We start from the raw sequence: 13,416 nt of genomic DNA, 5'->3' as shown, positions 1-13,416 counted from the left end.
CACCGCTTCGGGGCCCGTTCGCGCGCCCGGCTCTGTTGCGAAACCCGCTACAGGATCAGGTCGAACTCGCTGAGCCCTTGGACCCCGGGCAGGTCGATCGCGAAATTCATCTTGCCGTCGCCGTCGGTGTCGGCCTGAAGGCGCGTGACATCGTAGAAAGTGTCGTAGTCGTAGCGCAGTTCGCCAGCGGTTCCCGAGAAACCGTCCTTGCCCACGAATTTGAATGTGTCGAACGCGCTGTTCGGAAGATTCCGGGGCATGATTTGCAGGTTGATCAAGTCCTTGTCACTCTGGGAGAAATCCTTGATCACGGCGACGGAGGCCGGGTCCTGGACTTCCGCGACGCTGTCCACGTACCAGGCGAGGAAGCCGAAGATGTCCGCGCCGCTTCCACCGGCCATGATGTCCGGCTCGGAGATTTCCACCCACAGGCTGTCGTCGCCCTGCCCGCCGGAAAGAAAATCGGAACCACCGTCACCGAGAAGGCTGTCATTGCCGGCCCCGCCCTCCAGCGTGTCGTTTCCGTATCCGCCCTCTAGTTGGTCATCGCCGTTCCAGCCAAGCAGGTGGTCGCCGCCATCGCCGCCGAGCAATCTGTCGTTGCCGTCATAGCCGTTGATGAGGTCGTTGCCGCCGCCGCCCGCGAGGGAATTCGCATTCTCGTTCCCGACCAGGGTGTCGTCATAGTTCGATCCGACGACATGCTCGATGTCGAAATAGACATCGCCGGCGGCGTCGTTGTCGTAGCCGACCCCGAGGTCGAGCCACGCTTCGATCTTCGCCGTGGCGGTGGAATAGTCGACCGTGTCCTCTCCCGCGCCGCCAATCAAGCTGTCGGCACCGGCACCGCCGATGAGGGTATCCCACCCGTCGCCACCGATCAGGGTGTCCCGGCCGAAGCTTCCGTCCAGCAGGTCGTGTCCGCCGAGGCCGACCAGCAGGTCGTCGCCGTCTAGCCCGCTCAGCACGTTGCTACCGTCGTCGCCCAGCAGCCAGTCGCCGTGGGCGGTGCCCGTCAGGTTCTCGATCGAAACGAGGACGTCGCCGGCCGCGTCCCCGCCGGCTGCCGTGCCAAGCGCCAGCGACACGACAACGGCGGCCGAGGAGAATGTATAGGCGGCCGTGTCTTGGCCGAAGCCGCCCTCGAGAAGGTCAGCGCCGGTGCCGCCGGTCAGCGTGTCGTCACCGCCGCCGCCGATCAGATGATCGGCCTCGCCGTCACCGAACAGGGCGTCGTTGCCGGCGCCGCCGACCAGGGTATCCCCGCCGGAACCGCCATAGAGCCGGTCGTCGCCGTCGCCGCCATAAAGCGAGTCCAAGCCGTTGCCGCCGAAGGCATAGTCGTCGCCATCGCCGCAATGCAACACGTCGTCGCCGGCATCGCCGGAGAGTTCGTCGTCGCCTGCGCCGCCGTCCAAGACGTTGGCGGCGCCATCGCCGCTGATAATATCGTCGAATTCGCTGCCGACGACATGCTCGATGCCACTGTAGGTGTCGCCCTCGGCCTCGCCGAGCTTGCCTTTGCCGGTGGCCAGATTGACGATCACGCGCGATTCCGCGCCGGCATAGCTGACCGTATCCTGGCCGGCGTTGCCGTACAGCGCATCGGCGCCGGTTCCACCGATCAGCGTGTCGTCGCCGTCGCCGCCGGAAATCAGGTCATTGCCGCTGCCACCGTGGATCAGGTCGTCGCCGCCGAATCCGTACAGCCAGTCGAAGCCGCCATAGCCGTAGATGATGTCGTCGAGGTTGCTGCCGACGATGATGTCCATGCCGCCGGTGCCGTACTTGAATGCCATCGCTCCCCCCCCCTTGCCGCGCGGGTCTGCAAGACCTGTCGCCGCGGCGGCGGCGATGGTTCATCCGCGGCCGGTCGCTCTCCATCGTTGCCGGAACGCGCGCGGTTGCCGACCGGCGGTCGTCGCCGCATGACCGGTTCGACGCATTGCATCGCCGTCGCCCGGCGTGCCTGATAGGGACGCGGCGCTATCCGGTCGCGAATTCGGGGAGGAGAGAACATGACCGCATTGCCGACGGTGACGTCCGAGAACACGCTGTCGAACAGCTTTCTCGGCTCGAACATGCAGATCTGCGTGGTGACGCGGGACTTCATGCGCACCATGGAGGGGCTGGTCCGCACCGGTATCGGGCCGTGGCGGGTCTATACCTTCGGGCCGGAGACGATGACCGAGATCACCTATCGCGGGCGGCCGTCGCGGCACGCGATGAAGCTCGGCCTCGCCTTCTCCGGCTCGATGATGTGGGAGATCGTGCAGCCGCTGGCCGGGCCGAACATCTATGAGGAGTTCCTCGACGCCCACGGCGAGGGCATCCATCACGTCGCCTTCGACTGCAACCACATCCCCTGGCCGGAGCAGCTGAAGGCCTTCGCCGACCGCGGCTACACGATGATCCAGTCCGGGCTGTGGCAGGGCAAGTACCCGCACGCCTATTTCGAGACCGAGGGCGACACCACCACCACCTTCGAGATCTTCCAGGTCCCGGCCGACTTCGTCTGGCCGGAGCCGGAGCAGTGGTATCCCGGCCCGCCGCCGGCCGCCTGAAGCCCCATCGCCTGCCCGCCCCGAGCGCCGGCCGCGGCCGACGTGACATGCGTCACAGCCGAAATTGAACCATGTTCATATATGCAGCGACCACGGGATCAGCAAAGGCCGGCCAACCCGCCGGCGCTGACGGGAAAGGGACGCAACCATGATCCGCAATCGCATCGCCGCCGCCGCCGTTGTCGTTGCCGCCGGGGCCTTCATGTTCGCCGACCAGAGCGGCGTGTTTGCCGGCGACGGGGCACTCAAGGGCCTGTTCGGCACTGCCCAGGCGCAGACCCCCGAGGCGCCGGTCGCCTACCCGGCGCCCCTCGACGAGGCGACGCTGGAACGGCTGCTCGCGGGTACGGACATCGATCCGGCACTGGTGCTGCGGATCTGCACCGACGGACCCGGGCGCGAGGCCAATTTCGGCTGGGCACAGAGCCAGACGCTGATCGACCTCGGCTGGAGCCATGCCTTCAACGAGCGTGGCCCGGAAGCGCTGGGCGCATTCATCGCCGCCCTCCATGTCGGCCCTGACCGGCCCGAACCCTATTGGGGCATGGGCATCGCCGCCTATGTCGCAGGGCTGGACGACGCGGTGATCGACGCCTGCTTCGCCCGCACGATCGCCATGCTGCCCGACGTGGCCCCGGTCTATGCCGACTACGGCAACGTGCTGTCGCTGCGCGAGCGCTGGGACGACGCCATCGCCGCCTACGAGCAGGCGCTGGCGCTGGACGACGGCTTCATCCACGCCCACGACGGGCTGTCGAACGCGCTGCTGGCGATCGGCGACCGCGACGGCGCGCTGGCCCACCACAACCGCTCGATGGAACTGCGCGGCCACTGAGGCATCGCCGGCAGCGACCAGCCGGGCTCAGGCCGCGTCGGTGTACGCGGCCTGCTGCGCCCGGCAGCGCTGCTTGAAGGCGCGGCCCCATGCCTGCATCTGGGTGAGGATCGGCGCCAGGCTGCGGCCGAACTCCGTCAGCCGGTACTCCACCCGCGGCGGCACCTCCGCGAACACCCGGCGCGCGATCACGCCGTCGGCCTCCAGCTCGCGCAGCTGCAGCGTGATCATCCGCTCGGTCGCGTTCGGGGTCAGGCGGCGCATCTCGCCGAACCGCTTGGGACCGGTCAGCAGATGGCAGATCAGCACCGGCTTCCAGCGCCCGCCGATCACGCACAGCGTCGCTTCCACGTCGCAGCCGGTCTTCCAGTCGTAGTCGCGGGCCATGGCACGGGATTCCTCCGCTCGAGCGCCTATACTTACAAAAATGTGGGTACTTGTGCAATTCTCCATGCAGGTGCATGAGGCCCTTCGCAACGGCAGGAGAGAACGGATGCGCGCCTGGGAACTGGTCGAGGGCAACGCCATCGACGCCATCGCGATCAAGCAGCGGCCGGCACCGCGCGCCGGCGCCGGCACGGTGGTGATCGACGTCAAGGCCTGCTCGCTGAACTTCCGCGACACGCTGCTGGTCCGCGGCGGGACGGCCAACGATCCGCGGCCGCGCGCGATCGGCGTGGTGCCGCTGTCCGACGGCGCCGGCGTGGTGGCCGCCGTCGGCGAAGGGGTCACCGACCTGCAGCCGGGCGACCGGGTCGCCGGCGCCTTCATGCCGACCTGGCTCGACGGGCCGCTGACGCCGGAGAAGCAGGCCGCCGCGCTCGGCGGCTCCGTCGACGGCATGCTGGCCGAGCAGGTGGTGCTGCCGGCGACCGGCGTAGTCAGGATCCCGGCGCACCTTTCGTTCGCCGAGGCCGCCACCCTGCCCTGCGCCGGCGTGACCGCATGGTACGCCCAGTTCGTCGGCGGTGCCGTGAAGCCCGGCGACTGCGTGCTGCTGCTCGGCACCGGCGGCGTCTCGATCTTCGCGCTGCAGTTCGCCAAGATGGCCGGCGCACGGGTGATCATCACCAGTTCCGACGACGCCAAGCTGGAGCGGGCCCGCGCACTCGGCGCCGATCACACCATCAACTATCGCACGACGCCGGAGTGGCAGGACGCGGTGCTGGACCTGACCGGAGGCATCGGCGCCGACCATGCGGTCGAGGTCGGCGGCCCCGGCACGCTCAGCCGGACGCTGCAGGCGGTCCGCTATGGCGGCTCGATCGCGCTGATGGGGGTGCTGACCGGCGTGGCCGACAACGTCGCCACCGGCCTGATTCTGCAGAAGAACATCCGGATCCAGGGAACCTATGTCGGCTCGGTCGCGATGTTCAACGCGATGAACCGGGCGATCGTCCAGACGGCGATGCGGCCGGTGGTCGACCGCGTGTTCCCGTTCGAGCAGGCCGTCGAGGCGCTGCGCCACATGCTGACCGGCCGGCACTTCGGCAAGATCGTCGTCGCCGTCGCCTGAGCCGCCCGCCCACGCGCCGCGCCGCGGCACGAAAAGACGTGGGGTGCCTCTCGGCCAGAAGAGGCACCCCACCAGCGTTGCGCGCCCCCCACCGCGCGCACGTCGCCATCCGTCAGGCGGTCATCCTGTGCTCGCCCAGGCGCTTGGCCATGTCGACCACGGGCATCACCACGCTGTCGCCCAGGTCGACCGTGCGGTGGCGCAGCACCGTGTAGTCGTGGGCACGGTAGAAGGCGACGCCGGACAGCATCGCGGTCAACCGCGCCTCGTCGTGGCCGGCGCGGAACACCGCGCGCTCCACGCGCTCCACCAGTGCGCTGCCGACTCCGCGGCGGGCATAGTCCGGATGGACGAAGAACCCGCGCAGCAGCGGCGCCGTCGGCTCGGCCGCCTGCTCGTAGTGCGGTCGGCGCACGCTCCAGCCGCCGCTGCCCACCAGTCTGCCCTCGTCCTCCACCACGAAATAGGTGCCGTCCGCGATCAGCGCCGGATCCAGCGTGCCGATGTGGCTGAAATAGGTTTCGATGATCTCGCAGGCGTAATAGGCCTCGGCAAGGGCGTGAACGCACTGCGCCTGCATCGCGCGCAACGCCTGTTCGTCCTGCGCGATGGCCAATCGGGGTTTCCACCGGTTCATGGGTCTGGTTCCTGTCATCCCTGCTTGCGATGACGGCGGGCGAGGCCCTGTTTCGGTGTTCGGCTCGTCGGTGCCCCGCCGTCGACGCAGGACACCAGATACGCACGCCCGATTTCAGTCGCGTGTCCGGGCGTGATTTTTCGTGTTTCAATTGTTTCCGGACGGGGCCGGCGCCGCGGCCGGGCCGCCGCGCGTCAGCCGCGATCGTCCCGGTCGTGGACGGGAAGCGTGCGCTCGGCGCGTGCGGCGGCGATGTCCCGCAGGGCCTGGGCAAGGTCGCGCAAAGGCCGCTGCAGAAAGGGACTCACGAAGCGTTCCGGCAGGTTATCCCATTGTTGTTCCACAACTTGTCCCCACAGTTATCAACAAGATGTAGTGGCCCGTTAGGGGCAATACACCGCATCTGCGGTTAACAAGCGGTTAACGCGGACAGGCTGCCGTCACGTCGCGTCCATCCGACGATTTGCGCCGGCGGCGCCAGCCGCTACCATCACCGCCGGATCGATGCAGGGGGAGGACGCAATGATCGAGCATGCACTCAGGCGGCGCGACGGCGGGGCCGGGCCGGGGGCGGATGCGGTCGGGTCGCTGGCGGCACGACTGCGCGGCGCGGCCGTCGGGCCGGCCGATCCGGCCTATGACGGCGCGCGGACGATCTACAACGCCATGCACGCCGGCCGCCGGCCAGGGCTGATCGTGCAGGCGGCCGACGTGGCCGACGTGATCGCGGCAGTGACCTTCGCCCGCGACCACGATCTGGCGCTCGCGGTGCGCGGCGGCAGCCACAACGTCACCGGCTTTTCCACCTGCGACGACGGGCTGGTGCTGGACCTGAAGCGGATGAAGGGCATCCGGGTCGACACCGCCCGCGGCACCGTGCGGGCCGAGGGCGGCGTCACCTGGGGCGACATGGACCACGCCACCCACCCGTTCGGCTTCGCCGTGCCCGGCGGCGTGGTCTCGACCACCGGCATCGCCGGCCTGACGCTGGGCGGCGGCATGGGCCACCTCACCCGCCGCGGCGGGCTCAGCTGCGACAACCTGGTCTCGGCCGACATGGTGCTGGCCGACGGCCGCTTCGTCACCTGCGATGCCGAGCACGAGCCGGAGCTGTTCTGGGCGATCCGCGGCGGCGGCGGCAATTTCGGCGTGGTCACCGCCTTCGAGTATCGCGCCCAGCAGGTGTCGAGCGTGCTCGGCGGGCCGGTGTTCTATCGTCCAGACCCGGCGGTGTTCCGCGCCTGGGAGGCGCTGTTGGCCGACGCCGGCACCGACCTGCAGGCGCTGTTCGCCTTCACCATGGCGCCGGCGGCACCGTTCCTGCCGGAAGCCTGGCACGGCAAGGCGGTGATGGCGGTGGTGGCCTGCTGGAGCGGCGCCGAATCGGAGGATGCGCGCATCGCGGCCGCGCTCGGCGGCCTGGGCGAGGTGATCGGCCAGGCGCTGTGGCGCATGCCCTATCCGCAGATCAACACCCTGTTCGACGGCGCCCTGCCCTATGGCATGCAGCACTACTGGCGCGCCAACGTGGTGCACGACGTGCCGGACGCGGCGCTGGCCGCCCATATCGAGCACGGCGCGCGGACGCCGCACCCGGCCTCCGGCACCTTCCTGTTTCCCATCGACGGCGCCTGCCACCGGCTCAGGCCCGGCGACACCGCCTTCCCGCATCGCACCGCGCGCTATTCGGTGATCTTCTCCGGCTCCTGGCCCGACCCGGCCGACAACGACGCCAACACCGCCTGGGTCAAGGCCTATGAGACGGCGCTGCGGCCCTATTCCGAGGCGGGCGGCTACATCAACTTCATGTCCGACGCCGACGACATGCGCGTGCGCGCCAACTACGGCGCCAACCACGCCCGCCTGCGCGCCGCCAAGACGAAATACGACCCGCACAACCTGTTCCGCCTGAACCAGAACATTCTGCCGGCGTGAGACGGCATGGATCGCCACGGCGCTCCGCGCCTCGCGACGAGGCGAAGACAAAGGCAGAAACCCTCGCCGTCATTGCGAACCGCCGCAGGCCGCGCGGCAATCAAGGCGGGGCCGCGCGATGACGGCGGTCGACGGCGGGCGTGATCGGGTAGGGAGGACAAACGAATGACGCGATGGACGGAGCGGTTCGCGGTCGCGGGCAAGCGGGCGCTGGTCACCGGGGCGGCGGGCGGGATCGGCAGCGTGATCTGCCAGGTGCTGGCCGACGCCGGTGCCGACATCGCGGCGGTCGACCGGGACGCCGCCGGGCTGGACGCGGTGGCGCACACCGTGCGCGGGCTCGGCCGCCGCTGCGAGACCTTCGCGGCCGATCTGGCCACGGTCGAGGGTCCGCGCGGCGCGGCCAAAGCGGCACTGGCCGCCTTCGGCACCGTCGACATCCTGGTCAACAACGCCGGCATCGCCGTGATCGAGCCGACGCTGGACACCGACCTCGATACCTGGGACCGGACCATGGCGATCAACCTGCGCACGCCGCTGATCCTGGCCCAGGCGCTGGCGCCGGGGATGATCGCGCAGCAGGCCGGCAAGATCGTCAACATCTCGTCCCAGGCCAGCGTGATCGCGATCGAGGGGCACGCGTCCTATTCGGCGTCGAAGGCCGGGCTGAACGCGCTGACCCGCAACATGGCGGCCGAATGGGCGCGCCACAACGTGCAGGTCAACGCGGTCTGCCCGACCATCATCATGACCCCGCTCGGCAAGCTGGTGTGGGGCGACCGGGCCAAGTCGCAGCCGATGCTGGACCGCACCCCGCTCGGCCGGTTCGGCGAACCGGTCGAAGTGGCCGATATGGTGCTTTACCTGGCCTCGCCGGCCTCCGACCTGGTCAACGGCGCCACCATGCTGATCGACGCCGGCTTCAGCGTGATCTGAGGGCCGGCGTTCACGCCGGCGCCGCGTCGAGGTCGTAGGGGCCGGGACGCTGGTCCGGCTGGTCCGGATCCAGCGGCGTGCCCGACGGCGCAGGGATCGGGAACTTCGGCCCCGGCAAGACCCAGGTGTTCCAGGCATCGAGCCCGAAGGCGTTCGACAGGCCGATCTCGGCGATCACGGCCCGGCGCACGCAGCGGTCCGCCTCCGCCGGCTGCGGCGCCGGCCCGAACTGCGCGTCGGCGATCCGGCCGAGCCGTTCGACCCGCGCCCGCTTCAGCTGTCCCGCCGTGATGGTGCCGTAGCAATACGGCGACCGCGGGCAGTGCGCCGCCAGTTCGGCGGACGGGCGCGCCGCCCGACGCCATCGCAGCACCTGGATCGCATAGTAGGCGAGCGCGTGGAACGCGTGGCCCGCCTCGGTCACGACGCCGAAGCCCCAGCCGTCCTGGTTGAAATCCGGCTTCCAGGGGGCGTCCTCCGGAATGTACGCATTGATCGATGCCCCTCGGTCCGTCGGCCAGGTCAGCGCCTCGCCGGGCGCAAGCAGCAGCGGCTGCGGCTTCCGCAGCGGACTGCGCGGCTTCGCCGGGCGCGGTTCGCGCAGCCGGGCGGCGAGGCGCTCGGTGTCGCGCCGCCGCGCCGCGATCGTCGACTTGTCCGCCTCCAGCTCCGCCAGCAGGGCCAGATCCTCGCCCGAGGCGGCGATGGCGAGCGCGCGTGCGGCGATCTCCGGCCGATGCAGGCCGCGACGCTCGAGCTGGTCGGCGAGCACCAGCCAGTAGTCCAGCGCCTCCAGGTCCTCCGTGCCGGCGCCATGGGCCTGCCAGATCTCGGCCAGCAGCGCGTCGTCATCCAACGGCGCACGCAGCACGCCCTTGATGGTCGCCTTCATGTCGCGCGCGAAGTCGCTGGCGTAGAGCCCGCCGCCCCAGGCACCCATGACCTCTTCTCCCTCAGACCCGATGCCTGGTCAGCATAGGCGCCGGTGCCTTGCGAACCGGTTAGCCCTGCGTGGCGCCGACGCGACCCGCTTCGTTGCGCCCTGTTCCAGCACCTGCCGCCCGTGCGGCCCGCCGCGCGACTTGGTGTGAACCTGGCGCGGCGCGCGCGCGACCCAACCAGAGCAGACGGAGGGCAGCGCCATGACCATGCAGCCGAGCAAGACGACCGGCGCCGACGCCACGATCGCGGACCTGCAGGCGCTGGCCGAGGCCGAATGGCGGCTGTGGCCGACCGACGCCGCCGAAGAGGGCGGCGACGGGCCGACGATGACGAAGGGCATGGTTTCCGGCAGCTGGGGCGAGACCGAGCCGCCCGGCGACATGGTCTGGAAACTGCCCGACGGCGTGCGGGCGGTGCGCATCGCGCCCGGCAATGGCGAGACCACCCAGGGCAGCGACGGCGACGACGTCATCGTCGCCGATCCGTCCGGCCCGCTTTCGGAGACCGGCCACAAGGCGCCACCGGCCTATGACAACGTGATCCACGGCGGCGACGGCGACGACGAGATCTACGGCGGCGCCGGCGACGACCGGCTGTTCGGCGGCGACGGCGAAGACTGGATCTACGGCGGCGACGGCGACGACTACATCGACGGCGGCGGCGACAGCTGGGACAATCTTCACGGCGGTGCGGGCAACGACACCATCCTGGGCGGTGCCGACCGGGACATCCTCAACGGCGACGACGGCAACGACTGGCTGATGGGCGGCGCCGACAGCGACGACCTCTATGGCGACGACGGCAACGACATTCTGGAAGGCGGCGCGGGCGACGATCTGCTGTCCGGCGGCGACGGTCAGGACGAGATGTACGGCGGGGCCGGTGCCGACCGGTTCGTCAACGTCAACCACGACGGGCTGTTCGACATCGTCCACGACTACGACGTCAGCCAGCTCGATACGGTGCGCGGCCTTTACTACGACGTGGACGAGAACGGCCACACGCGGGTCTACGACGACAACGACCAGGTCACCCTGGTGCTTGCCGACTATGACGCGATCAGCCAGGGCATCCTGCTGGAGTGGTAGCGGGCCGAAGAACCGCCGGCGTCAGCCGCCTGCCGTCGGCGCGGCCATCAGCCAGATCGCGTGGCCGATCACGCCGAGCGCGGCGAGCAGGGCGACCAGCAGCGACAACCCGGCGCCGATCCGGCGCTGCCAGCCGGGGGCATCGGCGGCGATGAAGTGCATGGCGTGGAAGAAGCGCCCGACCGTCAACGCGATGCCGAACAGGTGGATGACCCAGGCCGGCGCGGCGAATGCGGCCATCAGCAGCATCAGGATCAGCACGACCGGGATCGTTTCCAGCGCGTTGGCATGCCCGCGCAGGATGCGGACCAGATGCATGTTGCCGCCGTCGCCGATGTAGATGCCGGTGCGCTGGCGCAGCCGGCCGGTCGCCAGCGCGATCCACAGCAGGATGAGCGTATTGAGCCCGGCATACAGCCCGACCGCGGCGAACCCGGCGATGTCCATCTGGCGATCTCCCATTCTAGCGACGTTGCGGCCACGACCGGCGATGCCGCGCGCGGCAGCATAGGCCCGGTGATGCAATTTGGCGCAAGCGGGTTGGCCGGCCATGGTGCGCGGGGCACAGTGTGCCTTCATCCAACCCGCGCAAACACCCGCCAGGAGGCCGCCATGATCAAGCCTGCCCGCATCCTCGCCGCTGCCGGCGCCCTTGCGACCGCGACGGCCGCCGCCGCCGAGGAGCGCCCGGAAACCATACGCGGCTGCACGCTGATCGAAGACCGCGATGCCCGACTGGCGTGTTTCGATGCCGCCTTCGCGCCGCCGTCCGCCGGTGCGGCACCGTTCACGCCGGCGATCGTCGGCCCGCTGCTGGTCGAGCTGGGCGACCCCGGCTTCATGCCGCCGGAGGTGGACTACGGCGTCGCCCAGAACGGCGCCATGGTGCGCGCGCTGATGGTCGGGACCTGGGCGGCAGCCTCATGGCCGGAGGTGCTGGACGCCTATCGCAACGGCGCCATCGCCGATGCCTGCGACCCGTTCAAGGCGCTGACGATCTGGCAGGCCGACGACGACGCCTTCACGCTGACCGCCGAACAGGCGTTCGGCGACCAACCCGTCCGCCGGTTCGACCTGGTCTGGCGCGGCGGCAACGGCTTTGCCTGGGTCAACAACCTGTCGGTCGCCGTCGCGGCAATGGGCATGCCGCTCGATGCCGGCCTGATGCGCCAGCTCGGGCCCCAGATCGGCAGCAACGTCACCACCTGGACGATCACGCCGCGCAGCGCCGACGTGCTGGTCGCGCACTCGCCCGACCAGGCCGCGCCCCTGGTGTTCTACCGCTGCCCGGCGTGACCCGCGGCACCGGCGGACGCCTACCAGTCGGAGCTGCCGCGCTTTGCCTTGATTTCGGCGATCCGCTCGGAATCGGCCGCGCTGAGGTAGCGGCCGCGTTCCAGGATCTCCAGCGTGTACTCGCGATAGGTCAGCCCCAGCTGCGCCGCCCGCGCGGCGCGACGGCGCACCGTGTCGAACGGCACGTCGCGCCAGGCGCGGCGCTGTGCCTCCAGCCAGCATCGATAGACCACCGGTCCGCCGGCGCCCCACGGCCGGCCGGGCTCGTCCAGCGGCGGGCCGCCATTGTGCCCGATGCCGACCCGGCGCTCGGCCAGGCCGACCGGATCGCTTGCCACCGAGAACTTGCCGTCGACGTTCATGCTGTCACCGCCGCAAACGGGGTTTCACCGGATTCTCCACGCAAGCGGCGCGCCGGGCAAGAGGCGGATCGCTTCCGCCCGGCCGCCGGCCGCAATGCGGTCAGCGATGGCGCATGAACGCGTCGAGCCGATCCATCGCCGCGGCCATCATCTCCGGCGGGCGGGCATAGCACAGCCGCAGGCAGCCCTGGCCGGCCGACCCGAAGGCGGTGCCCGGCGCCAGCCCGACCCTGGCCTGGCGCAGCAGCCGCTGGGCGAAGCCCAGGCTGTCGTCGAGCCCGTCGATGCGGAAGAAGGCATAGAAGGCGCCCTCCGGCGCGACGAAGGTGACCCCCGGCATCGCCGCCAGCCGCGCCGCGGTGATGTCGTAGGCGGCCTGCAGCCGCTGGCGCTGGCCGGCCACGTGGCTCTCCCCGCCGGTGAGCGCGGCGATGCCGGCCTGCTGGGTGAAGCCGGGCGGGCCGGCAATGTTGAACTCGGTCAGCATCGCCAGCGCCGGCTCCAGTGCCGCCGGCGCGACCAGCCAGCCGAGCCGCCAGCCGGTCATCGACCAGGCCTTGGAGAAGCTGTTGACCGAGACCACCCGGTCCTCCGGCTCGGCGATCTCGAGGAACGACGGCGCGTGGTCGCCGGCCAGATAGAGCCGGGAATAGACGTCGTCGGCCACGATCCAGATGCCGTGACGGCGGCAATGGGCCAGCACGGCCTGCTGCGCGGCGCGGTCCATCACCCAGCCGGTCGGGTTGTTGGGCGAATTGACGACCAGCGCGCGCGTGCCGGGCGTCAGCGCGTCGAGCAGGCGGTCGGTGTCGAGCGACCAGCGGCCGTCGCGCGGCGCGAGGCCGACGGTGGCGATCGTGCCGCCGGCGATGGCGAAGGCGCCGGGGATGTTCGGCCAGGCCGGATCGACCACCACCACCCGGTCGCCGGGGTCGACGATGGCCTGCGCGGTCAGCGCCAGGCCCTGCATGCCGGAAGCGGTGACGGTGACGCGCTCGACGCCGGCCGCAACCGCATATGTGCGTGCGGTATAGGCCGCGATCGCCTCGCGCAGCGCCATCCGCCCGCTGTTCGGCTGGTAGAAGTGGTCGCCGGCCCTGAGCGCCGCGACCGCGGCCTCCACCGCCACGTCGGGCGCACCCCAGGCGGCCTCGCCGAACCACAGCGGCAGCACGCCGTCCATCCGCATGCCCTCCTCCGCCACCTCGCGGATCTGGCTGGCGTGCAATGCGGCGGCACGGCGGCTGAGCAGGTCGAGGCTGGGTGCGGAATCGCATGACATGGCGCGACCATAATGCCTGTGGC

The 13,416-nt window shown here is 70.2% G+C and carries 15 protein-coding genes; 7 read left to right on the top strand and 8 right to left on the bottom strand.

The window, feature by feature from the left end:
• Positions 1-47: 47 nt before the first annotated feature.
• On the bottom strand, positions 48-1,799 hold the full coding sequence (locus tag R3F55_15615) for a hypothetical protein (protein MEZ5668837.1): 1,752 nt from the start codon (positions 1,797-1,799) through the stop codon (positions 48-50).
• A 219-nt stretch (positions 1,800-2,018) separates the two neighbouring features.
• Here R3F55_15615 and R3F55_15610 point away from each other — a divergent pair, with 219 nt between their 5' ends.
• Together R3F55_15610 and R3F55_15605 are read left to right on the top strand one after the other, a co-directional pair.
• Positions 2,019-2,564: a VOC family protein gene (locus R3F55_15610; protein MEZ5668836.1), complete on the top strand. Its 546-nt coding sequence runs from the start codon at positions 2,019-2,021 to the stop codon at positions 2,562-2,564.
• Positions 2,565-2,712: 148 nt separating this feature from the next.
• On the top strand, positions 2,713-3,399 hold the full coding sequence (locus R3F55_15605; GenBank protein MEZ5668835.1) for a tetratricopeptide repeat protein: 687 nt from the start codon (positions 2,713-2,715) through the stop codon (positions 3,397-3,399).
• Positions 3,400-3,426: 27 nt separating this feature from the next.
• On the opposite strand, the gene R3F55_15600 is transcribed toward R3F55_15605, so the two are convergent.
• A complete protein-coding gene (locus R3F55_15600; protein ID MEZ5668834.1) occupies positions 3,427-3,786 on the bottom strand; it encodes a helix-turn-helix domain-containing protein in 360 nt (119 codons plus the stop codon).
• 106 nt (positions 3,787-3,892) lie between these two features.
• Between R3F55_15600 and R3F55_15595 the strand changes: the two genes are divergently transcribed.
• Complete coding sequence (locus R3F55_15595; protein MEZ5668833.1) at positions 3,893-4,915, top strand: NAD(P)-dependent alcohol dehydrogenase; 1,023 nt, start codon at positions 3,893-3,895, stop codon at positions 4,913-4,915.
• Positions 4,916-5,027: 112 nt separating this feature from the next.
• Here the strand turns inward: R3F55_15595 and R3F55_15590 are convergent, their stop codons facing one another.
• Positions 5,028-5,531, bottom strand: a complete 504-nt coding sequence (locus R3F55_15590; GenBank protein ID MEZ5668832.1) for a GNAT family N-acetyltransferase — start codon at positions 5,529-5,531, stop codon at positions 5,028-5,030.
• Between the two features lie 215 nt (positions 5,532-5,746).
• Positions 5,747-5,896 carry a hypothetical protein gene (locus tag R3F55_15585; GenBank protein MEZ5668831.1) on the bottom strand — a complete coding sequence of 50 codons (150 nt, stop codon included), beginning with the start codon at positions 5,894-5,896 and terminating at the stop codon, positions 5,747-5,749.
• A gap of 178 nt (positions 5,897-6,074) precedes the next feature.
• Here R3F55_15585 and R3F55_15580 point away from each other — a divergent pair, with 178 nt between their 5' ends.
• Entirely contained in the window at positions 6,075-7,487 is a 1,413-nt protein-coding gene (locus R3F55_15580; protein MEZ5668830.1) for an FAD-binding oxidoreductase, read from the top strand.
• A gap of 165 nt (positions 7,488-7,652) precedes the next feature.
• A complete protein-coding gene (locus tag R3F55_15575; GenBank protein MEZ5668829.1) occupies positions 7,653-8,423 on the top strand; it encodes an SDR family oxidoreductase in 771 nt (256 codons plus the stop codon).
• 10 nt (positions 8,424-8,433) lie between these two features.
• Here R3F55_15575 and R3F55_15570 read toward each other — a convergent pair whose 3' ends face one another.
• Positions 8,434-9,363 carry a hypothetical protein gene (locus R3F55_15570; GenBank protein MEZ5668828.1) on the bottom strand — a complete coding sequence of 310 codons (930 nt, stop codon included), beginning with the start codon at positions 9,361-9,363 and terminating at the stop codon, positions 8,434-8,436.
• Between the two features lie 202 nt (positions 9,364-9,565).
• Between R3F55_15570 and R3F55_15565 the strand changes: the two genes are divergently transcribed.
• A complete protein-coding gene (locus R3F55_15565; protein MEZ5668827.1) occupies positions 9,566-10,453 on the top strand; it encodes a calcium-binding protein in 888 nt (295 codons plus the stop codon).
• Positions 10,454-10,474: 21 nt separating this feature from the next.
• Here R3F55_15565 and R3F55_15560 read toward each other — a convergent pair whose 3' ends face one another.
• Complete coding sequence (locus tag R3F55_15560; GenBank protein ID MEZ5668826.1) at positions 10,475-10,900, bottom strand: MAPEG family protein; 426 nt, start codon at positions 10,898-10,900, stop codon at positions 10,475-10,477.
• Between the two features lie 165 nt (positions 10,901-11,065).
• On the opposite strand from R3F55_15560, the gene R3F55_15555 reads away from it, so the two are divergent.
• A complete protein-coding gene (locus tag R3F55_15555) occupies positions 11,066-11,749 on the top strand; it encodes a hypothetical protein (GenBank protein ID MEZ5668825.1) in 684 nt (227 codons plus the stop codon).
• Positions 11,750-11,769: 20 nt separating this feature from the next.
• Here R3F55_15555 and R3F55_15550 read toward each other — a convergent pair whose 3' ends face one another.
• Positions 11,770-12,111, bottom strand: a complete 342-nt coding sequence (locus tag R3F55_15550; GenBank protein ID MEZ5668824.1) for a hypothetical protein — start codon at positions 12,109-12,111, stop codon at positions 11,770-11,772.
• Positions 12,112-12,211: 100 nt separating this feature from the next.
• Positions 12,212-13,393 (bottom strand): pyridoxal phosphate-dependent aminotransferase, encoded by a 1,182-nt coding sequence (locus tag R3F55_15545; GenBank protein MEZ5668823.1) that lies wholly within the window; start codon positions 13,391-13,393, stop codon positions 12,212-12,214.
• Positions 13,394-13,416 lie beyond the last annotated feature (23 nt).

The organism is Alphaproteobacteria bacterium (assembly GCA_041396705.1).
GTDB lineage: Bacteria > Pseudomonadota > Alphaproteobacteria > CALKHQ01 > CALKHQ01 > CALKHQ01.
Note: the sequence above shows the minus strand (reverse complement) of the source record. Positions and strands in the feature narration are given on the sequence as shown.

Excerpts from the sequence above, each read along its gene's own strand:
- R3F55_15615 (MEZ5668837.1), bottom strand. The coding sequence starts at position 1,799 with ATGGCATTCAAGTACGGCACCGGCGGCATGGACATCATCGTCGGCAGC.
- R3F55_15610 (MEZ5668836.1), top strand. The coding sequence starts at position 2,019 with ATGACCGCATTGCCGACGGTGACGTCCGAGAACACGCTGTCGAACAGC.
- R3F55_15605 (MEZ5668835.1), top strand. The coding sequence starts at position 2,713 with ATGATCCGCAATCGCATCGCCGCCGCCGCCGTTGTCGTTGCCGCCGGG.
- R3F55_15600 (MEZ5668834.1), bottom strand. The coding sequence starts at position 3,786 with ATGGCCCGCGACTACGACTGGAAGACCGGCTGCGACGTGGAAGCGACG.
- R3F55_15595 (MEZ5668833.1), top strand. The coding sequence starts at position 3,893 with ATGCGCGCCTGGGAACTGGTCGAGGGCAACGCCATCGACGCCATCGCG.
- R3F55_15580 (MEZ5668830.1), top strand. The coding sequence starts at position 6,075 with ATGATCGAGCATGCACTCAGGCGGCGCGACGGCGGGGCCGGGCCGGGG.
- R3F55_15575 (MEZ5668829.1), top strand. The coding sequence starts at position 7,653 with ATGACGCGATGGACGGAGCGGTTCGCGGTCGCGGGCAAGCGGGCGCTG.
- R3F55_15570 (MEZ5668828.1), bottom strand. The coding sequence starts at position 9,363 with ATGGGTGCCTGGGGCGGCGGGCTCTACGCCAGCGACTTCGCGCGCGAC.
- R3F55_15565 (MEZ5668827.1), top strand. The coding sequence starts at position 9,566 with ATGACCATGCAGCCGAGCAAGACGACCGGCGCCGACGCCACGATCGCG.
- R3F55_15560 (MEZ5668826.1), bottom strand. The coding sequence starts at position 10,900 with ATGGACATCGCCGGGTTCGCCGCGGTCGGGCTGTATGCCGGGCTCAAT.
- R3F55_15555 (MEZ5668825.1), top strand. The coding sequence starts at position 11,066 with ATGATCAAGCCTGCCCGCATCCTCGCCGCTGCCGGCGCCCTTGCGACC.
- R3F55_15550 (MEZ5668824.1), bottom strand. The coding sequence starts at position 12,111 with ATGAACGTCGACGGCAAGTTCTCGGTGGCAAGCGATCCGGTCGGCCTG.
- R3F55_15545 (MEZ5668823.1), bottom strand. The coding sequence starts at position 13,393 with ATGTCATGCGATTCCGCACCCAGCCTCGACCTGCTCAGCCGCCGTGCC.